The sequence below is a fragment of the Amycolatopsis sp. NPDC104863 genome (assembly GCF_055582965.1).
Genome location: NZ_JBVJOW010000001.1, coordinates 209,687 through 233,290, shown reverse-complemented (window position 1 = coordinate 233,290; position 23,604 = coordinate 209,687). Strand labels below are relative to the sequence as shown.

Here is a 23,604-nt window from a genome sequence, read left to right as displayed (position 1 = left end):
AAGGGAACCCATGTCCTCGACGACGACAACGCCGCCCCCGAAGAGCGCACACCCGTTCGCCCACCTGAGCGCGGACCAGCTGGCCGAGCTCGCCCGCGAGTTCGACGCCATCCACGACCGGGTGCGCGCCGACCTCGGTGACCGCGACCGCCGGTACATCAAGGGCGTCATCCGGCTGCACCGGCAGATCGCGGTGGCCGGCCGGGCGCTGCTGCTCGGCTCCCGGTCCAAGGCGGCCTGGACGGCGGGCACCGGCTGCCTGGCCGTCGCGAAGATCCTGGAGAACATGGAGATCGGGCACAACGTGCTGCACGGCCAGTGGGACTGGATGAACGACCCGGACATCCATTCGTCCACTTGGGACTGGGACACGGCTTCGACCGCGACGGCGTGGAAGCATTCGCACAACTACATCCACCACACGTACACGAACATCCGCGGCAAGGACAAGGATCTCGGCTACGAGATCATGCGCATCGACCCGCACCAGAAGTGGCACCCGGCGTACCTGGCGCAGCCGCTGTACAACCTGCTGCTGATGGCGTTCTTCGAGTGGGGCGTCGCGGTGCACGACCTGGACGTCGAAGCCATCCGCGCCGGCGAGAAGCCGATGAAGGACGTCTGGCACGACCTCAAGGGCATCTCCGGCAAGGCCCGCGACCAGGTCCTCAAGGACTACGTCGGCTGGCCGCTCGTCAGCGCGCTCGCCGCGCTCGCCGTGGGCCGGCTCCGGAAGGGCGCGCCGCGGGGCGAGCTCGACGCCGCCCGCACGGAAGGCGGCGGCACGTTCGCCGCGACGTTCCGGGCGAACTTCACCGCGAACATCATCCGCAACCTCTGGGCGCACTCGATCATCTTCTGCGGCCACTTCCCCGACCAGACCTACACGTTCAGCCAGGACGAGGTGCGCGACGAAACCCGCGGCGGCTGGTACGTCCGGCAGCTCGTCGGCGCGGCGAACATCACCGGGTCGCCGTTGTTCCACCTGCTGAGCGGAAACCTCGGCTACCAGGTCGAACACCACCTGTTCCCGGACATGCCCAGCAGCCGCTACGCCGAGATCGCGCCGCAGGTGCGGGACATCTGCCGCCGCTACGGCCTCCCGTACAACACCGGGCCGCTGTCCCGGCAGCTCGGCACGGTGCACCGCACGATCCTGCGGCTGGCGTTCCCGGGCGGGCGGCCGCGGCCGAAGCCCGGCCCTTACGAAGGCGGCTGAGCGTCCCGCACCAGGGGCAGGAAGAGCTCGTCGACGATCGAGCGGATCCGCGCGGGCTTCAGCGGTTCGAGGTTCATCAGCAGGTCGTGGCGCACGAGGTCGAACGGCATGGCGAGGACCGCCGCCGGAACACGGCCGAGGTCGAGCTCGCCGCGGTCGTGGGCCCGCCGGTAGAGGGCGCGCAGCGGGGGAAGCCGGTCCTGGGCCAGGACTTTGTCGCGGGCCTGGGCGGGCGTGAGACCGGTGTCGGCCAGCAGTCCGGAGAAGGCGGCGGCCGCGGCGACGGCGAAGAAGCCGGCCAAGGCGTCACTCAACGCCGTCAGCTGGGTGAGCAGGTCGCCGCGCAGTGAGCCGGTGTCGGCGACCTCGACCGGGTGCGTGCTCCGGTGGTGCTCGATCGAGGCGAGCACCACTTCGTCCTTGTTGGCCCAGCGGCGGTAGAGGACCGGCTCGCTGGTGCGGGCGCGCACGGCCACCGACTCCATCGTCAGGCGGGCGTACCCGGCCTCGACCAGCTCTTCCCAGCCGGCGGCCAGCAGCTCCGCCTCGAGCTGCTTGCCGTGCCGGCGGCGGCGGGCGGGTTCGGTGACCATCCTCGGCACGATAGAAAGGTTTGCCTTTCTCCGCAACCGCGGCTACCGTCGTTAGAAAGTGATTCCTTTCTTGACGGGAGTGCATGATGACCGAGGTCCTGATCGCCGGCGCCGGGCCCACCGGGCTGACGCTGGCGTGCGAGCTCGCCCGGCTCGGTGTCCCGTTCCGGCTGGTCGAGGCCGCGCCCGGCCCGCAGCCCGGCTCGCGCGGCAAGGGTGTCCAGCCGCGGACGCTGGAGGTGTTCGAGGACCTGGGGGTCGTCGACCGCGTGCTCGCGAACGGCCGGCCGGCGATGCCGATGCGGTCGACCGCGCCCGACGGCCGGGTGACGCTGACCGGCGCCGAGCCGTCGCGGCCCGGCGTCCCTTACCGGGCCAGCCTGATCACGCCCGAATGGCGGGTCGAAGAGGCACTCCGGCTGCGGCTGGAGGAGCTCGGCGGGAAGGTCGAGTTCGGCACCGAGCTCATCGGCTTCGAGCAGTCGGACGACTCCGTGACGGCGACGGTCTCGACGGGAACCATCACCGCACGCTGGCTGGTCGGCTGCGACGGCGGCCACAGCGTCGTCCGCAAACAGGCCGGGATCGGTTTCGAGGGTGAGACCCGCGAGGAGGTGCGGATGATCGTCGCCGACCTCGCGGTCGACGGCCTCGACCGCGACGTGTGGCACCTGTGGCAGCACGAGGAAGGCATGGTCGGCCTGTGTCCGTTGCCCTCGACCGGCGTCTTCCAGTACCAGGCCGTCCTCGCGCCGGGCCAGGATCCGGAGCTCGGCCTCGCGAACCTGCAGGCGATCCTCGAGCGCCGCACCGGCCGCACCGACCTCCGGCTGCACAGCCCGGAGTGGAAGTCGTTGTGGCGGGCCAACATCCGCCTGGCCGACCGTTACCGCGAAGGCCGGGTGTTCCTCGCGGGCGACGCGGCGCACATCCACTCCCCCGCCGGCGGCCAGGGGATGAACACCGGCATCCAGGACGCGCACAACCTCGCCTGGAAGCTCGCGAGGGGCACACCCGCCCTGCTCGACAGTTACGGCGCCGAGCGCCGGCCGATCGCGGAGGGTGTGCTCGCGCTGTCGAACGCGCGGCTGGCGCAGGCCATCGAGGAGAAGGGAATCCCGCTCCGCCGCGACGCGGAGACCATGCAGCTTTCCCTCGGTTACCGGGGCTCGGCGTTGGCTCGCGACGACCGTGAGGAGACGGCCTCACTCCGCGCCGGGGACCGCGCTCCGGACGCGACAGGCTTGCGGACGGCGGAGGGCGACCGGCGGCTGTTCGAGCTGACCCGCGGCGGGCACTTCACCCTGGTGGACTTCGGCTCCGCGGCGGCGGTCGAGGTGAAGACCGTGCGTGTCGTCGGCACGCCTTCCGGGCCTGGTGAAGTCACCGACACCGAGGGGCAGCTGGCGGCTGCGTACGGTGCGACGGAGCGAAGTCTTGTGCTGATCCGGCCCGACGGTTACGTCGGGCTGATCTCGGACGCCGGTGATGCCTCGGCGGTGACGGACTACCTCGCCGCGGTCGGCTGACTCGCACCGCGGCAGGCTCGAACCTGGCACCGGCAGCCCCACCGAGGACCGATTAGGTTTCCGCGCCGCGCTCGTCTGTACCTACGAGACCCACTCACGAGAGGCTGGCAACATGCGGAAACTGATCTTCGGGATGAACGTGACCGTCGACGGCTACATCGCCGCGCCCGGAGACGACATTGGGTGGAGCGGGCAGCCGAGCGAGGAGCTCTTCCGGTTCTGGCTCGAGCAGGAACTGGCGATCGACGTCTCCCTCTACGGGCGCAAGCTGTGGGAGGCGATGAGCTCCTACTGGCCGACCGGCGACCAGCAGCCCGGCGCCACCCCGGCGGAGATCGCGTTCGCGCGCAACTGGCGGGACACGCCGAAGGTCGTGTTCTCCTCGACCGTCGACAAGGTCGACTGGAACACCCGCCTGGTCACCGGTGACGCGGTCGCCGAGATCACCCGGCTCAAGGCCGAGGACGGCGGCCCGATGAGCGTCGGCGGTGCGACGCTCGCCGGGGCTGCCCTGCGCGCCGGGCTCGTCGACGAGTACACGATCGTCACCCATCCGGTCCTGGTCGGCGGCGGCACGCCGTTCTTCACCGCGCTGGACAGCTGGGTGAACCTGAACCTCGTCGAAACGCGGGCCTTTCCCGGCGGCGCGGTGCTGACCCGGTACGAGACGAGGCGATGAGCGCCCTGCCCCCAATCACAAGGTCGGGGGCAGGCCCAGCCACGGCTTGTCCGTGGCGTCGAACCCGGTGAGCTCGGCGATCTGCCCGTCGGCGATGTGCAGGACCGCGATGTTCAGCAGGCGGTACTCCGCGTCGCCGGCGGTGCGGACGTACAGCCCGGCCGCCGGCATGCGGTTGACCGTCGTGATGACCCCGCGCCAGTCGTCGTGGCCGGGCTGGAAGAGCCCGCCCGAGACCCAGCCGTCCGCCGCGTCCTTGGCCCCTCTGACCACGGTGCCCGGATCGGGCAGCATCGCGAAGCGCAGGTCGGCGCGCAGCAGGGACATCAACGCGTCGAGGTCGTTGCGCTCGTGGGCGTCGATGTAGGACTTCACCACGCCGCGCTCGTCGTCCGACAGCTCGTGCGTCGCCGGGCTCCGCCAGTCGAGGCGGCGGCCCGGCAGCTGCTCGCGCATCGTCACCCGTGCCCGCTGCAGCGCGCTGGTCACCGACGCGACGGTCAGCTCGAGCGCGTCGGCCGCCTTCGGCGCCGGCCAGCCGAGGACGTCACGCAGCACGAGCACCGCCCGCTGCCGCGGCGGCAGGTGCTGGACGGCGACGATGAACGCGAGCTCGATCGTCTCCCGCGCCACCACCGACTCCTGCGGGTCCTCGGGGAGCATCCGGTCGGGGTACGGCTGCAGGTACAGCAGCTCGGAGCCGGGTTCCGACAGCCCGGCCGGCACCGGGGTCCGGTCGTCGCGCTTCTCCAGGAAGTCGAGGCAGGCGTTCGTCGCGATCCGGTACAGCCAGGTCCGCAGCGCGGCGTCACCCTTGAACGACTCCCGCTTGTGCCACGCCCGCAGGAACGTCTCCTGTGTGACGTCCTGGGCGTCGTCGTAGTTGGCGAGCATCCGGTAGCAGTGCACCTGCAGCTCACGCCGGTGGCGCTCGGTGACCAGCGCGAAGCCCGCCGTGTCGCCGGAACGAGCGGCCGCGATGAACGTGGCCTCGTCGGCACCCGGCGGTCTGGCGTCGGTCATGGACCGCATCCTTCCACCGGCACCCGGACTAGCCCAGTTCCGTGCTCTTGCTCAGGTCTTCCCAACGGGTGAAGTCGCGCTGGAGGGCGTCCAGCTTGCCGCGGGCCACCTTCAGCGCGGCCGTGCCGAGGAGCAGGCGCAACGGCGGCTCGTCGGCTTCCAGCACCGTGACGATCGCTTCGGCGGCGCGGGCCGGGTCACCGGGCTGACTGCCGTAGGTGGCCAGCGTCGCCGCACGGCGTTGGCCGGCCGTCTCGGCGTAGTCGTCGATGTGGTTCGGCGACTGCTTCATCGACGGTCCGGACCAGTTCGTGCGGAAGGCGCCGGGCTCCACAATGGTCACTCCGATGCCCAGCGGCGCGACTTCGGCGGCCAGGGACTCGGACAAGCCTTCCACGGCGAACTTCGTCGCGTGGTAGTAACCGGTCGCGCCGAACCCGGCCAGGCCGCCGAGCGAAGAGATGTTGACCACGTGCCCGGACCGCCGGGCGCGCATGCCCGGCAGCACGGCCTTGGTCACCTCGGCGAGCCCGAAGACGTTGGTGTCGAACAGCGCGCGCACCTCGGCGTCGTCCCCTTCCTCGACGGCGGCCAGGTAGCCGTACCCGGCGTTGTTGACCAGGACGTCGATCCGGCCGAACGCCGCTTCGGCCCGCTTGACCGCTTCGGCGACCTGCGCGGGATCCGTGACGTCGAGGGGCAGCGCCACCGCCCGGTCGCCGTGGCGGGCGACGAGGTCGGCGACCGTCTCCGGGTCGCGGGCGGTGACGGCGGCGCGCCAGCCGCGGTCCAGGACGTGCGTCGCGAGGGCGCGGCCGAGGCCGGTGGAACACCCGGTGATGAACCAGACGGGGGCGGCGGTGAGTGTCATGAGGACTCCTCGGTGTCGGTTTCCGCTTGCCCGACCCACGTTCGCGCCGGGCGACGGCGACTGCCAGCCGTCCCGCCTTCCTGGGACCGGCGGTACCAGGCAGCGCCCGTCCGTGCGGGGCACACTGGACGGCATGGTGGACACCGAGTTCGGGCAGGCGGTGCGGCGCTGGCGGGACCGGGTTTCGCCGGACGCCGTGGGCCTGCCGGCCGGCGGGCAGCGGCGCGCGGCCGGGCTGCGGCGGGAGGAGCTGGCCCTGCTGGCCGGGATCTCGGTCGACTACGTCACGCGGCTCGAGCAGGGCCGGGCGTCGCACCCGTCGGTCCAGATCGTCGAGACCCTCGCCCGGGCCCTGCGGCTGTCCCGCATCGAGCGTGAGCACCTGTTCCACCTGGCCGAGCTGGCCCCGCCCGGGCCGGACACGGTGCCCGCCTACCTCACCCCGAGCGTCCAGCGCCTGCTCGACCGGCTGACCGGCACCCCCGTCGCGGTGTTCGACGCGTGCTGGACGCTGCTGGTCGCCAACCCGCCGTACGCGGCCCTGATGGGCGACCCGACCGGGTGGCGCGCGCACGAACGCAACGCCGTGTGGCGCAACCTGGTCGGCCCGGGCACCCGGGTCCGGCACACGCCGGAGTCGCGGCGGGCGATGGAACACAGCCTGGTCGCCGACCTGCGGTCCGCCGCGGGCCGGTACCCCGCCGACCGGCAGCTGCGGCGGCTGGTCGCCGAGCTGCGCGCGCACAGCGACCGGTTCGGCGAGCTCTGGGACTCGGGCGCGGTCGAGCACTACGAGAGCGCGCGCAAGACCGTCGACCACCCCGAGGTGGGGGCGCTCCTGCTGGACTGCGACATGCTCACCGTCGCGGGCAGCGACCAGCGGATCATGGTCTACACCGCCGAGCCGGGCACCGACGACGCCGAGCGCCTCGCGCTGCTGTCCGTGCTGGGCACCCAGGCGATCACGCCGGGCTGAGGACCCGCTACCGCTCAAGCGGGACCGCGATACCCCCGCCGTGCGGCACCCGTGCGCCTCGCCGGGCTGAACACCCGCACTACCGCTCGAGCGGGACCGCAATGCCACCGCCGTAACGCCGCTGCTCGGCCTCGTCAAGCATCGCCGCCGCCACCGTGGCCCGGCTTACCCGCGCCGGGAAGAACCGCCGCGGCGCGGAAGCCAGCGGCACCGTGCGCCGGGCCGGGCTGAGGTCGCCGGTGGACAACGGCCCGGCGTGGAAGACCGTGCCGCCGGCGGCGCGCACGATCGTGTCCGCCGTGGCGCGGTCGTCCATCTCCTTCTTCATGAACGTCTTCAGCAGCCCGCGGGTGAAGGCGCCGGCCTGTGATGCCGACTCGCCGGTGCCGAAGGCGGCAAGCCAGACGATGAACTCGGGGTCGGCTTCGACGGCCGCCCGGGCTCCCGCGGTCAGCGCGCCGGGCGCGTCCTTGCCGCTGATCCCGAGTCCGGAAAGGACAACCCGTGCGCCTTTGAGCGCCCGGCCGATCGAGTCCGGGTCGAGGACGTCGCCGGCCACCCGGGTCACCGGCAGCGTGATCCGGTCCGGGTTGCGGGCGACGGCCGTGACGCTGTGCCCGCGTTCCAGCGCCTGGCGCGTCAGTTCGGCTCCGGTGGCACCACTGGCGCCGAGAATCGTGATTTCCATGGTCTTCCCCGGTCAGTTCACTGTGGACAGAACGCCGAGCGCGGCGGTGTGCAGCGCGGGCGGGGCGGCGAGGATGCCGGTGCTGCCGGGGTGCCACGGCGCGCCGGCGAGGTCGGTCACGGTCCCGCCGGCCTCGGTGATGAGCAGGGCGCCGGCGGCGACCCCGGGCAGCGTCGGCTCGTACTGCCAGAAGACGTCGGCGTGCCCGGCCGCGACGAGCAGCATCGGGAAGGTCGACGGCACGGTCGCGCGGACCAGGAGGGTGTTGCCCAGCATCGCCGTGATCGACTCGCCGATCCGGCGGTAGGTCTCGCTCTGGCCGGCTTCGGCCTGCCCGGTGGTGGCGACGGCGACACTGAGGTCGGTCTTGGCGGAGACGCTCAGGCGCCGCCCGTTCACGAACGCCCCGCCGCCGCGGACCGCGGTGTGCAGCACGTCGCCGACCGGCTGGTACACGGCCGCCAGCACCGGGACGCCGTCGCGGAGCAGGGTCGCGCTGACGCACCACTCCGGCAGCCCGTGCACGTGGTTGACGTTGCCCTCGACCGCGTCCACCGACCACCACTCCCCCGGCGGCAGCTCGGTGGTCTCCAGCTCGTCGGTCACCCAATTCGCTTCGGGCCGGGCCCGCGCGAGGGCGGGCTGCAGGTCCTCACCCGAGGCCTTTTCGTTCGCCTCGCCCGCGGCGACCAGCCCGGCCCAGTCGGCCGGACGCGCGTCGGTGGAGTAGCGGGCGCGCAGCCGGCGGCCGGCGGCCCGCACCGCTTCGACCGCACCCGCGAGCACGGCGGCGTCGTCGGTTCCGGTCTGCGGGAAAGGAGTGGTGGCGGTCATGGTGTGCCCCGTTCGTCTAAGGAAAGCTGATGTCTTCGACGGTAGGCAGAAATGCCATTGACTTCAAATGCATCTTTTGCACTTGATGATTTACCCAGACGCACTTGAAGGTAGGATCCCGGCATGCACCTGGACCTGAACCTCCTGACAGCACTGGATGCGCTGCTGGAGGAGACCAGCGTGGCCGCGGCCGCGGACCGCCTGCACCTGTCGTCGCCCGCGATGAGCCGGACGCTCGGGCGGATCCGCAAAGTCACCGGCGACCAGATCCTGGTCCGGACCGGCCGGACGATGACCCCGACGCCGTACGCGCTCGAAATCCGCGCCCAGGTCCGGGATCTGGTGCAGCAGGCGGAAAGCGTGCTAGCGCCGGCGCGCGAGCTGGACCTCGCCGCGCTCGACCGCGTCTTCACCCTGATCTGCCACGACGCGATCAGCACCGCGCTCGGCCCCGGCCTGATCACGGCGGTCCACCGCGAAGCGCCGAACGCGCGGGTGCGGCTGCTCGCGGAGGGCCGAGCGGAGACCCACGAGCTGCGCCGCGGCCAGGTCGACCTCGAGCTCGGCAGCGCGGCGCCGGAGTCCCCCGAGATCCACTCGGAGACGTTCTTCGAGGACCGGCTGGTGCTCGCCGTCGCCGCGGATCATCCCTTCGCCCGGCGGAAGCCGAGCATGCGCCGCTACGCCGAGGCGACCCACGTGCGGGTCACCCGGCACGGGCAGCTCCGCGATCCGCTGGACGATGTCCTGGCCGAGCACGGGCTCGAACGCCGGATGGTCGCGACGACGCCGACGACCACGGCGGCGCTCGGGGTCGTCCGGCTCGGCGAGTTCGTCACCGTGGTGCCCGAGCGGATGTGCGGCGGCATGGTCGAGGCGCTGGGCCTGGTGACCGTGCCGCTGCCGCTGCCCGCGCCGCCGGCGCCGCTCGTGGTCCGCTGGCACCAGCGGTACGAAAACGACAAAGCGCACCGGTGGCTGCGGAACCGGGTCCGGGCCGCGGTTCAGGAGCTCGGCTGACCGGCCTCCGCCAGCTGACGCGCGTGTTCCCGCGTCTCGTCGTTCATCGGGAAGAAGCACTCGATGCGCAGCTCCTGCAGGGTCACGTCCTGCGGGGTGCCGAGCGTCGTCACGGTTGAGAAGTAGTCGAACCGCCGGTCGCCGAACGCGTAACGGATCGGCACGATCGGCAGCACCGGGACCGCCGCGTCGAGCGAGCGCAGTGACGACGGCACGCCCGGGTAGTCCAGCACCTCGTCGAGGACGCGCTGGGCGCGTTCGTCGGTGACACCGCCGAGCGCCTCCCGGCGCACGCGCCGGACCAGGGCCTCGGTGACCTCCGGCCAGTTCGTCACGTGCCGGCGGACGCCGTCCGGGTGGAACATCCGGCGCAGCACGTTCGCCGGGCCGGGCGCGGCCGCCGCCTGCCCGTCCTGGAGGTAGGCGAAGAACCGGCGGGCGGCGGTGTTGGTGTGCCGGATGTCCCAGCTCCGGTCCATCACCAGCGCGGGAAACGGTTCCTGCTGCGCGAGGATCGTGTCGAGCGCGTCGCGGACGGCGGCCAGCGAGGGTTCGTCCAATGCGGACTCCGGGTACTCTGGCGCGAACCCGGCCTTGAGCAGCAGGGTGTTCCGTTCGCGCAACGGCACGTCGAGCACCTCCGCGAGCTTCAGCACCATTGCCCGGCTGGGGTTCGCGCGCCCGGTTTCGAGGAAACACAGGTGGCGGATCGAGACGGCGGCCTCGGCGGCCAGAGCCAGCTGGCTCAGCCGCCGAGCGCTCCGCCAATGCTTGAGCAACGAGCCGACGTCAGACACCGCTCAAGTATCCCGCGCGCCACGCGTGCGGCCGCACCGCCGCCTCCAACGGCGGCCGGGCGACGTTCGCCGCGTAGTTCGTCATCACCGAGATCGCCACGCCGGTGACCACCTCGAACAGCTGCTGCGTCGTGAAGCCCGCCGCCGTGAACGCCGTCACGGCCGCCTCGTCGAGGTGCCCGCGGTGCTCGATGAACGCGCGGGTCAGCGCCGAGAGGGCCGCCATCCGCGGGTCGTCCGGCCGCTCACCGTGACGAATGGCCTCGACGACGGCCGGCTCGACGCCGTCGGCGAGCGCCTCGAGCGTGTGGAACGCGACCGCCCACTCGCAGCCGTTCGCGACGGCGTTGGACAGCAGCAGGACCTGGCGTTCCTCGGGGGTGAAGGTGCCACCGCCCCGGAAGTGCCCGAACGCGGCGAAGAACGTGTTCAGCAACGCCGGGGAGTTCGCCATCAGGCCGGCCCCCTGCGGGACAAAACCGAACGCCTCCTGAAGGACCGAGAGCGGCTCCTTCACGGCTTCGGGCGCGGTGTCGACAGTGTGGATCGGGTACTGGGTCATGCCGACGAGTCTGCGGCGGCCGCGGCGGCGAACCAATTCCCCCGGAGGTAAATGCTGCTGCATTCGGCGGCTGACATGTCTTGTGGACAACGTTGACAGTGGTGGTTCCGGCTCGGGCGTGGACGAGGAGTGCGCGTGTTCCGATCAAAGTCGTCGAAGACGCTGGTGGCCCTCTTGACGGGCCTGGTCACGATCACCGGAACCGCCGCCGCGAAGGCCCCGCCGGCCCCGCGCGCGGACCAGGCCGTCGTCCAGGACGGCCACGCGCGGTTCGAGGTCCTGACCCCGACGCTGATCCGGCTCGAGTACGCCGGTGACGACCGCTTCCAGGACCAGACCACCTTCACCGCCGTCAACCGGTCGCAGCCGGCGCCGGCCTACACGACCACCGTGACCGGCGGCGTCCGCGAGATCCGGACCGCGAACCTCACCCTGCGGTACCGGCAGAACAGCGGCCCGTTCACCCGGGACAACACGTCCGTGCAGCTCACGACGACGAACGTCACCGCGGCTCCGCTGTTCCCGTCGTACTGCGCCTTCGGCACCGCCTGCGAGGCCGAGAACGGCGTGCCGATCGGGTCGACGTCGACCGCCTACGACCACGGCGGGTACACCGGTTCGGGTTTCCTCGCCGGGTTCGGCGCGACCGGGTCGGCCCTCGCCCAGGACGTCTCCGCGGTGCCGGCGGCCGGGCAGTACCAGCTCACCGTCCGGTACGCGAACGCACAGGGCGGCGACGGCCAGAACACCACGCGCACCCTGTCGACCACCGTCAACGGCGCGCCCGGGCCGCGGTTCACCCTGCCGGCGACCGGATCCTGGGACACCTGGGCGACCGCTTCGGTGACGATCCCCCTCAACGCCGGGACGAACTCCGTCCGCGTCGAGCGGAAGTCCGGCGACTCGGGCAATGTCAACGTCGACAGCGTCGCCGTCACCACGGCCACGGCGGGCTTTCCCGCCGCCGACACCTCGCTGCTGACCACGGCCTACGGCGCCGGCCCGAAGTCCGTGCTCGGCGGCTGGGACCGTTCGCTGGACAACCCCGAGGCCGTCCCGACACCGCAGCACCCCGGCCTGCTCGACCGCGACGGCTGGTACCTGCTCGACGACACCCGCGCGGCGCTGCTCAACGCCGACCGCACGGTCACCGACCGGCCCTCGCACGGCGCGCAGCCCTATCAGGACGGTTACTTCTTCGGCTACGGCAAGGACTTCAAACAAGGCCTGGCCGACCTCAACTCGCTGACCGGCGGGACGGCGCTGCTCCCCCGGTCCGCCTACGGCGTCTGGTTCTCCCGCTACTTCGCCTATTCGGACAACGACTACCGCACGTCGCTGCTGCCGAAGTTCCGCTCGACGTTCACCCCGATCGACTGGCTGGTCGTCGACACCGACTGGAAGTCGCCCTCGCAGTGGAACGGCTGGAACTGGAACACCGGGCTCTTCCCCGACCCGCAGGGATTCCTGAACTGGACCAAGCAGCAGAACCTGGCCGTGTCGTTGAACATCCACACCTCGATCGCGGGCAACGACCCGCGGTTCGCGGCGGCGAACACCACGGCGGGCGGGCTGGTTCCCGACGGCGGGAACTACGTCTGGGACTGGTCGAACCCGGCGCACCTGCGGTCGTACTTCGACCTGCACAAGCCGTTCGACGCCCAGGGTGTCCGGACGTGGTGGCTGGACTACTGCTCCGGCTGTGGCCGCTCGACGGCGTCCGACTCGGGGATCGCGCCGGACAACTTCATCAACCAGGCCTACGCCGACCACGCGGCGGCGCAGGGCCTGCGCGGGTTCTCCTTCGGCCGCATCGGCGGCGCGGAGCAGGGCGGCATCCACAGCAGTTATCCGCTCGGCCCGTGGTCGGAGCGGCGCAACACGCTCCAGTTCACCGGTGACACGCCGCTGAGCTGGGACATGCTCGCCTACGAAGCCCGCTTCACGCCGGACGAGGCCGCCGCCGGGCTCAGCAACGTCAGCCACGACATCGGCAGCTTCCACGGCGGCCACCTGCCCGACGAGCTCTACGCGCGGTGGTTGCAGCTCGGGACGTTCCAGCCGGTCGACCGGCTGCACTCCGACCACGGCGACCGGCTGCCGTGGGACTACCCCGGCGCGGCGGGCGACAGCGCGGAGAAGTTCCTGCGGCTGCGCGAATCGCTGGTGCCCTACACCTACACGCTGGCCAAGCAGGCGAACCAGACCGGCGTGCCGATCACCCGGCCGCTCTACCTGAACTACCCGGACCAGGACGCGGCCTACACGCACCCGCAGGAGTACCTCTACGGTGACAACGTCCTGGTCGCGCCGATCACCGCGGCCGGCGGCTCGGTGTCGGCGTGGATCCCGCCGGGGACCTGGACGGACTACTTCACCGGCACCGTCTACACGGGACCGTCGACCGCGACGATCACCAAGCCGCTGTCGGAGATGCCGGTGCTCGTCAAGGCCGGCGGCATCGTCCCGCTGCGCACCAACTACGTCGACAACACCACCGCGCCGCTCGACCAGCTCACGCTGACCGTGACGGCGGGCGCCGACGGCAGCTTCTCGCTCTACGAAGACGCCGGTGAAGGCTCCGGGGCGTCGACGACCACCCGGTTCGGCTGGCAGGACGCGGCGAAGACCCTGACCGTCGACCCGTCGTCCGGCCCGGCCCGCGCCTACACGCTCCGGCTGGCCAACTCCGCCGCGCCCACCGCGGTGTCGGTCGACGGCCAGCGGCTGCCCGAGACGGCGTGGGCGTACAACGCCCATTCCCGCACGGTCACGGTGACCACGGCGAGCCTGCCATCGAACGCCCGGCACACGGTCACGCTGACCGGCAGTGCCGCCGACAATCCGTTGGCGGGTCAGGTGAACGGCCGCGACGGGCTCTGCTTGGCCGTCCACAACGGACAGACGGCCGACGGCACGCCGCTGGAGCTGGCCGCGTGTGACCACTCGGCGGGCCAGCAGTTCACCCCGCCGACCGCGGGTGCGGTGCACGTCCTCGGCAAGTGCCTCGACGTCGCGGGCGGCTCGACGGCCGCGGGCACGCCGGTCCAGCTCTACACGTGCAACGGCACGGCCGCGCAGGCGTGGCGCCTGACCACCGCGGGCACACTGGTCAACTCCGGCCGCTGCCTCGCGGCCGGGGACGGGCTGCGCCTGGCCGACTGCGCCGGGACCGCGGACCAGACGTGGCGCTTCCCCCCGGCGCCGGTCACCGGCCCGGCCGGGCTGTGCGCCGACGTCGTCGACGGCTATCCCGCGTCGGGTTCGGCGGTGCAGCTCTACGGCTGCAACGGCACCGACGCGCAGCGCTGGTCCGCACCGGGTGACACTTCCTTGCGGACGCTAGGAAAGTGCCTCGACGTCGTCAACGGCGCGACCGCGAACAACACGCCCGTGCAGTTGTGGGACTGCAACGGAACCGCGGCGCAGCAGTGGGTTTCGGGGACGGACGGGTCGTTGCGCAACGTGAGTTCGGGCCGCTGCCTCGACGATCCGGACAACGCGGGCCGCGCGGGTGACCGGCTGCGGATCCACGACTGCAACGCGACGGCGGCGCAGCGGTTCAGTTTGGGGACGTGACGAGCGTTCGGGACCAAGATCGACTTCGGGCGCGCCTCGCCAGGGAGGAGCACCGGCGAAGAGTTCATGGCATTCCTGCGCGACGCCGTCGAGACCTACGCCGAAGCCCACGTCGGCTCCGGAGGCTGGGTGGCCGACGGGGCGCGGGAGCGGTCGGCCGAAGAGCGTGCAGATCGACCCCCCGGCGCGCGGCCGCGGCTACGGCTCGGCGATCATGCGGGCCGCCGAGGAACGCGCGCCGGCCTTCGGCGCGGACCGAGCTGACTCCGCGCCCTCACGACAAATCGGCCAGGTCGAGCACGAATCGGTAGCGGACATCGTTACGCCGCAACCGGTCGAACGCCTCGTTCACCCGAGCCGACGGCAGCACCTCGACGTCGGCGGTCACTCCATGCTCGGCGCAGAACGCCAGCATCGCCGCCGTCGAAGGGCGGCCGCCGCTACCGGCGGAGGTGAGCTTCTTGCGTCCCACCAACAGGTCCATCGTCCGGACGGTGACCGGGCCGAGGTGGCCGACCTGGCTGAGCGTGCCGTCCATCGCGACGAGTCCCAGGTAAGGACCTAGGTCGTGCGGCGCCGAAATCGTGTCGATGACGACGTCGAAGCGGTCGCGCGCGGCGGCCATCTCATCCTCGTCCGTGGAGACGACCACGTCCCCGGCCCCCAGCCGGCGGGCGTCGGCCGTCTTGTCCGCCGAGCGGCTGATGACCGCCGTCTCGGCGCCGAGTGCGACGGCGAACTTGACCGCGAGGTGCCCGAGCCCGCCCAGCCCGGCGACCGCGACCCGCGTGCCCGGCCCGACCCCGAGGCTGCGCAACGGTTCCCAGACGGTGATGCCGGCGCAGAGCAGCGGCGCCGCGCCCGCCGGGTCGAGACCCGCCGGGAGGCGGTAGGCGAAGCGGTCACGGACGACGTACTCACGCGAGTACGCGCCCGCCGTCGTCGAGCCGTCGACACGGTCGGTGCCGCCGTAGGTCAGGGTCGGGAAGTCGCGGCAGAAGTTCTCCTGCCCGGCTTCGCACATCACGCACACCCCGCACGAGTCGACGATGTTGCCGACGGCGACCGGGTCGCCGGCCGCGAACGTCGTGACCGCCGGCCCGACCTCCGTCACGACGCCGGTGAACTCGTGGCCCGGCACGAGCAGGCCGCCGGTGTGGGCGCCGACGGAGTGAAGATCGGTATGGCAGACGCCGCAGTAGTCCACGCGAACCGCGATGTCGTCGCCGCGCAGGTCGCGCCGGTCGAGACGCACTTGTCGCAGCGTGTCCGCGTCGCCGTCCACTCCCCAGGCCGTGGTCGTCCTCATGCCGCTCCTTCAAACAGACTGTTCGGTCTATTCCACGGTAGCCACGCCCGACCCGAAAAGCAAACCGACTGTTCTGTTTGGTAAGCTGCCGCCATGGTCGACCGGCCCCTGACGTCTCGCGGCACCGCCACCCGTGACCGCATCCTCGAGGTGGCGACCCGCGAGTTCGCGGACCACGGCATCGCCGGAGCGCGAGTCGAGCGGATCGTGAGCACCGCGCGCACCAACAAGGCGCAGCTCTACGCCTACTTCGGCAGCAAAGACGGGCTGTTCGACGCCATCTTCTTCGCCTCGCTCGAGCGGATCATGAACGTCGTCCCGATCGACGCCACCGACCTCGCGGACTGGGCGGTGCGCCTCTACGACGAGTACCTGCGCCGCCCCGACCTGATCCGGCTGGCCACCTGGGCCCGCCTGGAACGGCGCCCGGCCGGCCACCTGGTCGCGGACGCCGACCGGGTCGACGACCACAAGCTGCGCGCGATCGCCGAGGCCCAGGCCGCCGGTCTGGTGCGGCCCGGCGACCCGTTCGACGTGATGGCGATGGTCATCGCGATGTCGATGGCGTGGTCGCCGGTCAGCAACGTCTACGCCGCGACGGCGGACGAGCCGGCCGACCACCACGACGGGCGCCGCGCGTGGTTGCGCGAGACGGTCCGGCGCGCGGTGATGACGGACTAGACCTCGATGTGCGACCCCATGATGACCGTGCGGTCGCGAGGCAGGCCGAAGTACTCCGCGGCGTCCGCGGTGATGTACGACGTCGCGATGAACAAACGCTTGCGCCAGCCCGCCATCGTCGGCTGCTTGCCGCGTTGCAGCTCGATCTTCGACAGGAAGTACGACGCCTCGTCCAGCTGCAGCCGGCCTTCGGTGACCGCCGGGTCGAGGCGCGCCAGTGCGCCCGGGACGTCCGGGGTCTCCATGTAGCCGTAGCGGGCGGTGACGAAGATGATCCCGTCGTCCTTGTGCCCGAGATCCGCCACCGTCACGCGCTCTTCGGGCGGCACACGCGGGATCGGCTCGGTTTCGAGCGAGAGGATCACGACGTGCTCGTGGCGCACGTGGTTGTGCTCGGCGTTGGCGCGCAGGGCCAGCGGCGCCGTCCGGTTGCCCCGGTTGAGGAACACGGCCGTGCCGGGCACGTGCTGGATCGGCAGGTCGCGGTCGCGCAGCTCCTCGACGAACTCCGTCAGCGAGCCTTCGTCCCGTTCGCGTTCGGCGGTGACGATCTGCCGGCCGCGCTGCCAGGTGGTCATGATCGTGAACGCGGTGAGCCCGATCAGCAGCGGCAGCCACGCGCCGTGCACGAGCTTGGTCAGGTTCGCGCCGACGAAGAGCAGGTCGACGGTCAGCAGCAGGGTCGCGCCGATGCCGATCAGCCAGCGCGGGGTCCCCCACTTCGACCCGGCGAGGTAGAAGAACAGCAGGGTGGTGATGGTGATCGTGCCGGTGACCGCCATGCCGAAGGCGAACGCCAGCGCCGTCGAGCTGCGGAAGGCGAACACGAGCGTCAGCACCGAAACCAGCAGGAGCCAGTTGATCCACGGGACGTAGATCTGGCCGCGTTCGGTCTCCGACGTGTGCGCGATCCGCAGCCGCGGCAGGTACCCGAGCTGGGCGGCCTGTGACGCGACCGAGTACGCCCCGGTGATCACCGCCTGGGAGGCGATCACGGTCGCGGCGGTCGCCAGCACGACCATCGGCAGCCGGCCCCACTCCGGCACGAGCAGGAAGAACGGGCTGCTGATGTTCGCCTGGTCCTCGAGGATCAGCGCGCCTTGGCCGAGGTAGCTGAGCGCGCAGGCGGGGAGCACCAGGAAGAGCCAGCCGCGCGTGATCGCCCGCCGGCCGAAGTGGCCCATGTCGGCGTACAGCGCTTCGGCGCCGGTGACCGCGAGCACGATGGCGGCGAGGGCGAAGAACGCGATGTCGAAGTGGCCCACCAGGAACTCGAGCGCGTAGGTCGGCGAGAGCGCCTTGAGGATCGCCGGGTTCCCGGCGATCCCGGCGACGCCGCCGGCGCCGATCACGACGAACCAGGCGATCATCACCGGCCCGAACACCCGGCCGACCGCGGCGGTGCCGCGCCGCTGCACGAGGAACAGCCCGATGATGATGACGGCGGTGATCGGCACGATCCAGGCGTCGAGCCCGTCCGAAACGACTTTCAGCCCTTCGACTGCGGAGAGCACGGAGATCGCGGGGGTGATCATGCTGTCGCCGAAGAACAGCGCGGCGCCGAAGATGCCGACACCGGCCAGGACGACAGCGGCGCGCTTGCCACGTTGCGCGCCCCAGCGCCGCAGCAGGGTGATGAGGGCCATGATGCCGCCCTCGCCGTTGTTGTCGGCGCGCATCGCCAGCAGCACGTAGGTGACGGTCACGATGATCATGACCGACCAGAAGATCAGCGACACCACCCCGAAGACGTTCTGCGTGGTCACCGGCACCGGGTGCGGGTCGGCCGGGTTGAAGACGGTCTGCAGGGTGTAGATCGGGCTCGTGCCGATGTCGCCGAAGACGACCCCGAGCGCGCCGATCACCAGCGCCGGCCGCACCGTGTCCCGCACCGGCTTGGTTTCCGCGCGCACCGCTCCCCCTTCCACCCGGGCGACCGGCAGGCCGGCCCGCGGCGGACCCTACCGGTCCACTGTGGCCGGACAGGGCAGGTCGGGCGCGGCAGAGCGGGCGTCGAGCGGGAATTTACGAAATTTTTGCGCCGTCCGGGTGAAGCGGCCGGGGCCCGTCAGTGCCCCAGCAGGCGCGCGCTCTCCTCGGCGCGGCGCAACGCCGTCAGCAGCGCGGCCCGGCCGGTGTGGTCGATGTCCTCGGTCAGCGCGTCCGTCGCGGCTTCGCCGCCCAGGCGGAGCTTGTCGACCAGGCCCCGGTGCACCGCCGCCAGGCTCGCGGCGTCGAAGTCCGGCCGGACGAACGTGAGCAGCAGCCGCACTTCGTCCTCGCAGCGGCGGTAGCCGTCCAGGACGTGCTGGTTGCCCGCGGCCGCGACGATCGCCCGGTGGATCGCGCTGTGCACGCCGGTCAGCTCCCGCCACGACGGCCGCGGCGTGCGCTCGGCCAGCGCTTCGAGCCGCTCGACCTCGGTGACCACCGGGGTCAGGTCCGCGCCCGCGGCCAGCGCCAGGCGCAACGCGCCGAGCTCGAGGACCTTGCGGTAGTCGAAGACCTCGTCGATGCGGGCCTTCGTCAGCGGAGCGACCACCGCGCCGCGGTGGCGTTCGTGGGCCACCAGGCCACGCTCGACGAGCAGCCGCAGCGCCGAGCGAACCGTGTGCCTGCCGACGTCGAAGCGCTCCGCCAGGTCCTCCTCGCGGAAGCGGGTGCCGACCGGGTGCGCCCCGTCGAGCAGCTCGTCACGCACCGCCGCGGCGATCCGCTCCGGAGCGGCGGGCACCACCATGGCTCCCCCTCGTCTCGCTGATCGCGTCACAGTACACCGGCAGATTGTGTCACAATCTTCGTGTACGCTCTGCGGGACGGACCGACGGTGAGGGGCGCGCATGGAGATCGACGGAGTCCGGGTGCACGGCGAGTCCGGCCCGCCGGTCATCCTCCTGCCCGGCGGCGCCGAGGCCTGTGACGGCTTCTTCCCGGGCCTGGTCGAAGGACTCTCCACGCGGGTGGTCGTGCACGACCGCCCGGGCACCGAAACGTCCACTGTGGACGGATCACTGGCCGGTGCCGCGGCTCACCTCAGCTCGCTCGTCGACCGCCTCGGCCACGGCCCGGCCGTCTTGGTCGGGCAAAGCCTCGGCGGCGCCGTCGCGGTGCTGCTCGCCCGCGACCACCCGGACCAGGTCGCCGGGCTCGTCCTGCTCGACCCGACGCCGATCAACGACGCCCGCACCTGCGCGGGCCTGGAACGCATGACGCGCGTGCTCGGAGCGCTCGCGGCCGTGCCCGGGCTGCGCCGGGTGCTGAGCGCGGCCGTCCGCTCCGCCGCTCTGCGGACCGCGCGCGGACGTGACCTGCGACCCGACTGCGCGGAAGCGCTCGCCCGCACCGCCGAGCTCGACATCCCGACGCTGGCCCGCGCGGTCCGCGGCATCACCGAACTCTCCCGCGGGGTGAGGGAAGCCGACCTCCCGCGCCTTCCGGCCGTGGTGGTGACCGCCGACCGCAAGCCGGACCACGCCGTCCGCCGCGCCCACGAACGGCTCGCCGCCGCGTTCGGCGGGGACCTGGTGAACTGGCCGGGCTCCACGCACAGCGTCCACCTCGACCACCCCGACGAGGTCCTCACCACGGTGCGGGACCTGGTCACCCGCGTCGGTTCCGCGAGCTGAGCGCCCGATGCGGATCACCGACGAGGACTACCTCTGGTTCTGCGGGCGCGCCCTCGACGGGCTGGCCGCGATCCTCACCGAGCTCGGCGACGAACTCGCCAACCGGCGGCCACCGCTGCCGGGAGCCAACACGCCGTACGCGATCGTCACGCATTGCCTGGGAGTACTGGACTTCTGGGCCGGCGCGCTGGTCGCGGGACGCTCGGTGGAACGCGACCGCGAGGCCGAGTTCACGGCGTCGGGCCCGGTCGCCGGGCTGCTCGACCGGGTCGCCGCCGCGAAGGCGCAGCTCCCGCTGGACGTGGCCGCCGCTTCGCCCGACGAACCGCTTCGCGGCACGGTGCCGGTCAAGTACCGCGACACCCCGGCGGGCCGTTCCCAGGGCGGCGCGTTGCAGCACGTGTACGAGGAGCTGGCCCAGCACCACGGCCAGCTCGAGCTGACCCGGGACGTGCTCCTCGACCTCTGAGCGTCAGTCCCGGGGCCGCAGGCCGGACACCAGGGTGTGCACCGTCCCGGCCACCACGGCGTCCGGCGAACGGTCGCCGATCAGGCCGCCGGTGACGACCGACGCGAGGCCCTGCAGGACGGCCAGTACGGCCATCGCGACCCGGTCGGGGTGGTCGGCGACGATCTCGCCGCGTTCCCGCGCGCCGTCGATCAGGGCGACCGGGGCGGCGAACGTCCGCTCGTTCGCCGCCCGCAGTTCGGGGCGGGCCGGGTTGTCCTTGTGCGCGAACACCAGCGCCAGCAACGCCGGACGCCGGGATGCGAACCCGACGTAGCTGCGGGCGAACGCCGTCAGCCGCTCTTCGAAGCCGCCCTGCGCCCGGGCCAGTCCGTCGTCCAGCTCGGTGCCGAGCCGCTCCAGCCCGCGCAACGCGAGCGCGTCCAGCAGGGCCCGCTTGTCGGCGAAGTGCTGTCGGGGCGCGCTGTGGCTGACCCCCAGCTCCCGGGCCAGGCCGCGTAGTGACAACCCCTCGGCGCCGCCGTCCTCCAGCGCGCGTTCCGCCAGGTCCAGCAGCTCGGAGCGCAGGTTGCCGTGGTGGTACGGCGCCGTGTCGACCATGGCCGCAGTGTAGTCACCGGCCACAATGTAGGCGTTGACAACATTGTGGTCACTGCCTACATTCGGAGCCATGACCTTCCGTTTTCACCACGTCAGCCTTTCCGTCGCCGACCTCGACGCGCAGCAGCGCTGGTATGCCGGCGCGCTCGGCTTCACCGAGGTCGTCGAGCAGTTCGAGGTGCCCGAGGCGGGTGTCCGGACCGCCGTCCTGCAGGCCGCCGGCGGCCTCCGGATCGAGCTGATCGCCCGTTCGGGTTCCGGGCGCGCGCAGACGTTCACCGACCCGATGGACGCCCTGCGCGCCCAGGGTTACGGCCACTGGGCCCTCGAAGTCGACGACCTCGAAGCGACGTACGGCCGCCTGACCGGCGCGGGCGCGCAAGCGGTGTGGCCGCCGGCCGACGCCGTCCAGCCGGGCGCGCGGTTCGGCTACGTCAAGGACCCGGAAGGCAACCTCATCGAACTGGTCCAGCCTGCGCGGTAGGCGCCCCGGCTTCGGCGCGGAGAGCGGCGACCATCGTGCGCACCGGCGTCGTGCCGTCGACCGCGGGGCGGGTGGCGGCCAGCACGTGCCGGACGGGCTCGGCCGGGTGCGCCAGCCGCCGCACGACAACGCCGGTGTGGAGCACGCCGAGCGCCAGCGCGGGGACCAGGGCCAGCCCAAGCCCGGCGGCCACAAACCCTTGCGCGGGCCAGTATTCGTCGGCCTCGATCGCCCGGTGCGGCTCGAAGCCGGCCGTCTCGAAGGCCGCCGTGGTGGCCTCGCGGCAACAGCCGATCTCACACCTGATGTCGATCCACGGTTCGGCGGCGGTGTCGGCGAGCCTGACGGTGCGCTTGGCGGCGAGGCGGTGGCCGCGGGGCAGCACGATCCGGAACGGGTCGGCGCACAGCCGGTGGTAGGTCAGCCCGCCGTCCGGCTCGGGGAAGTCGTGGGCTTCGATCACGGCCAGGTCCAGCTCACCCTGGCGCAGGAGCCCGAGCGCGTGCTCGGTTTCGGCGCTGCGCAGGCTGATCTCCAGACCGGGTAGCTCGGCCCGGATCCGCGCGAGCGCGGGCGGCACGAGCTCCGCCCCGGCGGTGGCGAACGACGCGAGCCGCAGCACACCCAGCTCCCCCGCGGTCAACGCGGCGAGCGCCGCTTCGGCCTCGGCGAGCTGGTCCAGGAGGCCGCCGGCGTGCCGCGCGAGCAGCTCCCCGGCCGCGGTGGGCCGCACGCCCCGGCCCGCGGGCTCGAGCAACGCTGTGCCGGTCTGGCGTTCCAGTGCGGTGATGTGCTGGCTGATCGCCGACGGCGTGTAGCCGAGCCGCGCGGCCGCGCCGCGGACCGACCCCGTGGCCACCACGGCGTGCAGGGCCCGCAGGTGCCGCATGTCCAGCATGCGGGGAGCGTACAGCGTCACTTAACGATCCGGTAGGAACATTCGCTTGTGCTGCACTGACCGGCGCGCGACCGTGGGCGTCGGCGAGCAGGGCGCTCGCCGACGTGACGAACGGAGCTTCCGGGAATGCCCACGCAGCAGACGCTGATCGCGTTCGCGCTCGTCTCGGCGGGCATCGTGCTCGTGCCGGGCCCGTCGAACTTCTTCCTGCTCGCGCAGGGCGTCGGGCACGGCCGCCGGGCCGCGCTGGCCGCCGCCGCGGGGATCGAAACGGCGTCGCTCGTCCGGGTCCTGCTGGCCGCGACCGGCCTGTCCGCGCTGGTGGCGACGTCCACGGTGGCGTTCGACGTCGTCCGCTGGGCCGGCGCCGCTTACCTGGTGGTGCTCGGTGTCCAGGCCTGGCGTGCGGGCCCGCCCACCGCGTCCGGCACGGCGGTCGCCGGGTCGATCGGCCGAGGGCTGGTCGTCGGGCTGGCGAACCCCAAGATGCTGGTCTTCTTCCTGGCGTTCCTGCCGCAGTTCATCCACCCGGACCGCGGTTCGGCGGCGGGCCAGATCCTGGTCCTGGGCACGGTGTTCTGGGTCCTCGGAGCGGCCTGGGACCTGGCGTTCGCGTGCGCGTCGGGCGCGATCGGCGGGTGGCTGCGCCGTCGGCCCCGGATCGGCGCCGCGCAACCGCGGTTCGAGGGCTTGGCCTACTTCGGCTTGGCCGGCTGGGCGGTGCTTACCGGCTCCCCGGCGCGCTGAGACTCCGGCAGCGCGAAGAGGGTGTGCTGGCCGGGATCGTCGGGCTCACCGCCGAGGCGCAGGCACTTGCGGCAGCTGACCGGGTCGTGGGTCGGGGTGATCTCCCCCGCCGCGCCGACTCCCGACCAGCCCTGGTGACACGCGGGCGCCGGCAGGGTCAGCTCGTCCAGCCAGGGCACCCACGCGACCCGGTGGGCGATGCCCGACCGGCCGATGTGCAGGCGCATGCCGGTGAACAGGCGGTGCTGCGCGGCCGCGAACCGCTCCGGGTCGACCCGGGTGACCGGGAACAGCGGGATCGGTTCGCTCACCCCTCCAGTATGCGTGCGCGGTGGCCGGCCGGTCGGGGGGCGTGCCGCCCGGCCACCGCAACACCCGACATGAGGGCTCCCCGCCGCCGGAATGACGGCCGGGTGCCCG

Annotated in this window: 24 protein-coding genes and 1 pseudogene; 12 read left to right on the top strand and 13 right to left on the bottom strand. The window is 72.1% G+C overall.

Annotated features, from left to right (window positions below; translation table 11 throughout):
* Positions 1–10: 10 nt before the first annotated feature.
* Positions 11–1,219, top strand: a complete 1,209-nt coding sequence (locus ACZ63J_RS01080; RefSeq protein WP_465439279.1) for a fatty acid desaturase family protein — start codon at positions 11–13, stop codon at positions 1,217–1,219.
* On the opposite strand, the gene ACZ63J_RS01075 is transcribed toward ACZ63J_RS01080, so the two are convergent.
* On the bottom strand, positions 1,204–1,812 hold the full coding sequence (locus ACZ63J_RS01075; RefSeq protein ID WP_465439277.1) for a TetR/AcrR family transcriptional regulator: 609 nt from the start codon (positions 1,810–1,812) through the stop codon (positions 1,204–1,206). The genes ACZ63J_RS01080 and ACZ63J_RS01075 overlap by 16 nt on opposite strands.
* Positions 1,813–1,898: 86 nt before the next feature.
* Here ACZ63J_RS01075 and ACZ63J_RS01070 point away from each other — a divergent pair, with 86 nt between their 5' ends.
* Positions 1,899–3,341 carry an FAD-dependent oxidoreductase gene (locus ACZ63J_RS01070; protein ID WP_465439275.1) on the top strand — a complete coding sequence of 481 codons (1,443 nt, stop codon included), beginning with the start codon at positions 1,899–1,901 and terminating at the stop codon, positions 3,339–3,341.
* Positions 3,342–3,453: 112 nt separating this feature from the next.
* Positions 3,454–4,020, top strand: coding sequence for a dihydrofolate reductase family protein (locus ACZ63J_RS01065; RefSeq protein ID WP_465439273.1), 567 nt, complete (start codon positions 3,454–3,456; stop codon positions 4,018–4,020).
* A 15-nt stretch (positions 4,021–4,035) separates the two neighbouring features.
* Here ACZ63J_RS01065 and ACZ63J_RS01060 read toward each other — a convergent pair whose 3' ends face one another.
* Both ACZ63J_RS01060 and ACZ63J_RS01055 read right to left on the bottom strand, forming a co-directional pair.
* Entirely contained in the window at positions 4,036–5,043 is a 1,008-nt protein-coding gene (locus ACZ63J_RS01060) for an RNA polymerase subunit sigma-70 (protein ID WP_465400523.1), read from the bottom strand.
* A gap of 28 nt (positions 5,044–5,071) precedes the next feature.
* Positions 5,072–5,914 (bottom strand): oxidoreductase, encoded by an 843-nt coding sequence (locus ACZ63J_RS01055; protein ID WP_465400524.1) that lies wholly within the window; start codon positions 5,912–5,914, stop codon positions 5,072–5,074.
* 133 nt (positions 5,915–6,047) lie between these two features.
* Here ACZ63J_RS01055 and ACZ63J_RS01050 point away from each other — a divergent pair, with 133 nt between their 5' ends.
* Positions 6,048–6,890 (top strand): helix-turn-helix transcriptional regulator, encoded by an 843-nt coding sequence (locus tag ACZ63J_RS01050; RefSeq protein WP_465400525.1) that lies wholly within the window; start codon positions 6,048–6,050, stop codon positions 6,888–6,890.
* 79 nt (positions 6,891–6,969) lie between these two features.
* Here the strand turns inward: ACZ63J_RS01050 and ACZ63J_RS01045 are convergent, their stop codons facing one another.
* Both ACZ63J_RS01045 and ACZ63J_RS01040 read right to left on the bottom strand, forming a co-directional pair.
* Positions 6,970–7,578, bottom strand: a complete 609-nt coding sequence (locus tag ACZ63J_RS01045; RefSeq protein WP_465400526.1) for an NAD(P)-dependent oxidoreductase — start codon at positions 7,576–7,578, stop codon at positions 6,970–6,972.
* 12 nt (positions 7,579–7,590) lie between these two features.
* Positions 7,591–8,412 (bottom strand): inositol monophosphatase family protein, encoded by an 822-nt coding sequence (locus ACZ63J_RS01040; RefSeq protein ID WP_465400527.1) that lies wholly within the window; start codon positions 8,410–8,412, stop codon positions 7,591–7,593.
* 123 nt (positions 8,413–8,535) lie between these two features.
* Between ACZ63J_RS01040 and ACZ63J_RS01035 the strand changes: the two genes are divergently transcribed.
* Entirely contained in the window at positions 8,536–9,432 is an 897-nt protein-coding gene (locus ACZ63J_RS01035; RefSeq protein ID WP_465334528.1) for a LysR family transcriptional regulator, read from the top strand.
* On the opposite strand, the gene ACZ63J_RS01030 is transcribed toward ACZ63J_RS01035, so the two are convergent.
* Together ACZ63J_RS01030 and ACZ63J_RS01025 are read right to left on the bottom strand one after the other, a co-directional pair.
* Positions 9,417–10,229: a helix-turn-helix domain-containing protein gene (locus ACZ63J_RS01030; RefSeq protein ID WP_465400528.1), complete on the bottom strand. Its 813-nt coding sequence runs from the start codon at positions 10,227–10,229 to the stop codon at positions 9,417–9,419. The two genes, ACZ63J_RS01035 and ACZ63J_RS01030, sit on opposite strands and share 16 nt — an antisense overlap.
* Positions 10,222–10,791, bottom strand: coding sequence for a carboxymuconolactone decarboxylase family protein (locus tag ACZ63J_RS01025; protein WP_465400529.1), 570 nt, complete (start codon positions 10,789–10,791; stop codon positions 10,222–10,224). Before ACZ63J_RS01025 ends, ACZ63J_RS01030 begins: the two co-directional genes overlap by 8 nt.
* Before the next feature lie 135 nt (positions 10,792–10,926).
* Between ACZ63J_RS01025 and ACZ63J_RS01020 the strand changes: the two genes are divergently transcribed.
* Together ACZ63J_RS01020 and ACZ63J_RS01015 are read left to right on the top strand one after the other, a co-directional pair.
* Entirely contained in the window at positions 10,927–14,370 is a 3,444-nt protein-coding gene (locus ACZ63J_RS01020; protein ID WP_465400530.1) for a ricin-type beta-trefoil lectin domain protein, read from the top strand.
* Positions 14,306–14,617: pseudogene (locus tag ACZ63J_RS01015) on the top strand (hypothetical protein); the annotation flags it as partial. The gene ACZ63J_RS01020 and the pseudogene ACZ63J_RS01015, both read left to right, overlap by 65 nt.
* A 27-nt stretch (positions 14,618–14,644) precedes the next feature.
* Here the strand turns inward: ACZ63J_RS01015 and ACZ63J_RS01010 are convergent.
* Positions 14,645–15,679: an NAD(P)-dependent alcohol dehydrogenase gene (locus ACZ63J_RS01010; protein WP_465400531.1), complete on the bottom strand. Its 1,035-nt coding sequence runs from the start codon at positions 15,677–15,679 to the stop codon at positions 14,645–14,647.
* 93 nt (positions 15,680–15,772) lie between these two features.
* Between ACZ63J_RS01010 and ACZ63J_RS01005 the strand changes: the two genes are divergently transcribed.
* A complete protein-coding gene (locus ACZ63J_RS01005) occupies positions 15,773–16,360 on the top strand; it encodes a TetR/AcrR family transcriptional regulator (RefSeq protein WP_465334535.1) in 588 nt (195 codons plus the stop codon).
* On the opposite strand, the gene ACZ63J_RS01000 is transcribed toward ACZ63J_RS01005, so the two are convergent.
* Together ACZ63J_RS01000 and ACZ63J_RS00995 are read right to left on the bottom strand one after the other, a co-directional pair.
* Positions 16,357–18,273 carry a potassium transporter Kup gene (locus tag ACZ63J_RS01000; protein ID WP_465400532.1) on the bottom strand — a complete coding sequence of 639 codons (1,917 nt, stop codon included), beginning with the start codon at positions 18,271–18,273 and terminating at the stop codon, positions 16,357–16,359. The two genes, ACZ63J_RS01005 and ACZ63J_RS01000, sit on opposite strands and share 4 nt — an antisense overlap.
* Before the next feature lie 155 nt (positions 18,274–18,428).
* Complete coding sequence (locus ACZ63J_RS00995) at positions 18,429–19,100, bottom strand: GntR family transcriptional regulator (protein WP_465334539.1); 672 nt, start codon at positions 19,098–19,100, stop codon at positions 18,429–18,431.
* 100 nt (positions 19,101–19,200) lie between these two features.
* On the opposite strand from ACZ63J_RS00995, the gene ACZ63J_RS00990 reads away from it, so the two are divergent.
* Both ACZ63J_RS00990 and ACZ63J_RS00985 read left to right on the top strand, forming a co-directional pair.
* Complete coding sequence (locus ACZ63J_RS00990) at positions 19,201–19,986, top strand: alpha/beta fold hydrolase (protein WP_465400533.1); 786 nt, start codon at positions 19,201–19,203, stop codon at positions 19,984–19,986.
* A gap of 7 nt (positions 19,987–19,993) precedes the next feature.
* The gene (locus tag ACZ63J_RS00985) at positions 19,994–20,455 is read left to right on the top strand and encodes a mycothiol transferase (protein ID WP_465400534.1); all 462 of its coding nucleotides are present in this window, start codon (positions 19,994–19,996) and stop codon (positions 20,453–20,455) included.
* A gap of 3 nt (positions 20,456–20,458) precedes the next feature.
* Here the strand turns inward: ACZ63J_RS00985 and ACZ63J_RS00980 are convergent, their stop codons facing one another.
* Positions 20,459–21,055 carry a TetR/AcrR family transcriptional regulator gene (locus tag ACZ63J_RS00980; RefSeq protein ID WP_465400535.1) on the bottom strand — a complete coding sequence of 199 codons (597 nt, stop codon included), beginning with the start codon at positions 21,053–21,055 and terminating at the stop codon, positions 20,459–20,461.
* A 70-nt stretch (positions 21,056–21,125) separates the two neighbouring features.
* Here ACZ63J_RS00980 and ACZ63J_RS00975 point away from each other — a divergent pair, with 70 nt between their 5' ends.
* Positions 21,126–21,539 (top strand): VOC family protein, encoded by a 414-nt coding sequence (locus tag ACZ63J_RS00975; RefSeq protein WP_465400536.1) that lies wholly within the window; start codon positions 21,126–21,128, stop codon positions 21,537–21,539.
* On the opposite strand, the gene ACZ63J_RS00970 is transcribed toward ACZ63J_RS00975, so the two are convergent.
* Positions 21,511–22,437, bottom strand: a complete 927-nt coding sequence (locus tag ACZ63J_RS00970) for a LysR family transcriptional regulator (protein ID WP_465400537.1) — start codon at positions 22,435–22,437, stop codon at positions 21,511–21,513. The two genes, ACZ63J_RS00975 and ACZ63J_RS00970, sit on opposite strands and share 29 nt — an antisense overlap.
* Positions 22,438–22,563: 126 nt before the next feature.
* Between ACZ63J_RS00970 and ACZ63J_RS00965 the strand changes: the two genes are divergently transcribed.
* A complete protein-coding gene (locus ACZ63J_RS00965; RefSeq protein ID WP_465400538.1) occupies positions 22,564–23,184 on the top strand; it encodes a LysE family translocator in 621 nt (206 codons plus the stop codon).
* Here ACZ63J_RS00965 and ACZ63J_RS00960 read toward each other — a convergent pair.
* Positions 23,133–23,495 (bottom strand): hypothetical protein, encoded by a 363-nt coding sequence (locus ACZ63J_RS00960; RefSeq protein ID WP_465400539.1) that lies wholly within the window; start codon positions 23,493–23,495, stop codon positions 23,133–23,135. The two genes, ACZ63J_RS00965 and ACZ63J_RS00960, sit on opposite strands and share 52 nt — an antisense overlap.
* Positions 23,496–23,604: the final 109 nt, after the last annotated feature.

Coding starts and splice junctions, on each gene's coding strand:
- ACZ63J_RS01075 (WP_465439277.1), bottom strand. CDS start 1,812: ATGGTCACCGAACCCGCCCGCCGCCGCCGGCACGGCAAGCAGCTCGAG.
- ACZ63J_RS00980 (WP_465400535.1), bottom strand. CDS start 21,055: ATGGTCGACACGGCGCCGTACCACCACGGCAACCTGCGCTCCGAGCTG.
- ACZ63J_RS00990 (WP_465400533.1), top strand. CDS start 19,201: ATGGAGATCGACGGAGTCCGGGTGCACGGCGAGTCCGGCCCGCCGGTC.
- ACZ63J_RS01060 (WP_465400523.1), bottom strand. CDS start 5,043: ATGACCGACGCCAGACCGCCGGGTGCCGACGAGGCCACGTTCATCGCG.
- ACZ63J_RS00975 (WP_465400536.1), top strand. CDS start 21,126: ATGACCTTCCGTTTTCACCACGTCAGCCTTTCCGTCGCCGACCTCGAC.
- ACZ63J_RS00985 (WP_465400534.1), top strand. CDS start 19,994: ATGCGGATCACCGACGAGGACTACCTCTGGTTCTGCGGGCGCGCCCTC.
- ACZ63J_RS01045 (WP_465400526.1), bottom strand. CDS start 7,578: ATGGAAATCACGATTCTCGGCGCCAGTGGTGCCACCGGAGCCGAACTG.
- ACZ63J_RS00970 (WP_465400537.1), bottom strand. CDS start 22,437: ATGCTGGACATGCGGCACCTGCGGGCCCTGCACGCCGTGGTGGCCACG.
- ACZ63J_RS00995 (WP_465334539.1), bottom strand. CDS start 19,100: ATGGTGGTGCCCGCCGCTCCGGAGCGGATCGCCGCGGCGGTGCGTGAC.
- ACZ63J_RS01070 (WP_465439275.1), top strand. CDS start 1,899: ATGACCGAGGTCCTGATCGCCGGCGCCGGGCCCACCGGGCTGACGCTG.
- ACZ63J_RS01005 (WP_465334535.1), top strand. CDS start 15,773: ATGGTCGACCGGCCCCTGACGTCTCGCGGCACCGCCACCCGTGACCGC.
- ACZ63J_RS01080 (WP_465439279.1), top strand. CDS start 11: ATGTCCTCGACGACGACAACGCCGCCCCCGAAGAGCGCACACCCGTTC.
- ACZ63J_RS01050 (WP_465400525.1), top strand. CDS start 6,048: ATGGTGGACACCGAGTTCGGGCAGGCGGTGCGGCGCTGGCGGGACCGG.
- ACZ63J_RS01065 (WP_465439273.1), top strand. CDS start 3,454: ATGCGGAAACTGATCTTCGGGATGAACGTGACCGTCGACGGCTACATC.
- ACZ63J_RS01025 (WP_465400529.1), bottom strand. CDS start 10,791: ATGACCCAGTACCCGATCCACACTGTCGACACCGCGCCCGAAGCCGTG.
- ACZ63J_RS01010 (WP_465400531.1), bottom strand. CDS start 15,679: ATGAGGACGACCACGGCCTGGGGAGTGGACGGCGACGCGGACACGCTG.
- ACZ63J_RS01055 (WP_465400524.1), bottom strand. CDS start 5,914: ATGACACTCACCGCCGCCCCCGTCTGGTTCATCACCGGGTGTTCCACC.
- ACZ63J_RS00965 (WP_465400538.1), top strand. CDS start 22,564: ATGCCCACGCAGCAGACGCTGATCGCGTTCGCGCTCGTCTCGGCGGGC.
- ACZ63J_RS01035 (WP_465334528.1), top strand. CDS start 8,536: ATGCACCTGGACCTGAACCTCCTGACAGCACTGGATGCGCTGCTGGAG.
- ACZ63J_RS01040 (WP_465400527.1), bottom strand. CDS start 8,412: ATGACCGCCACCACTCCTTTCCCGCAGACCGGAACCGACGACGCCGCC.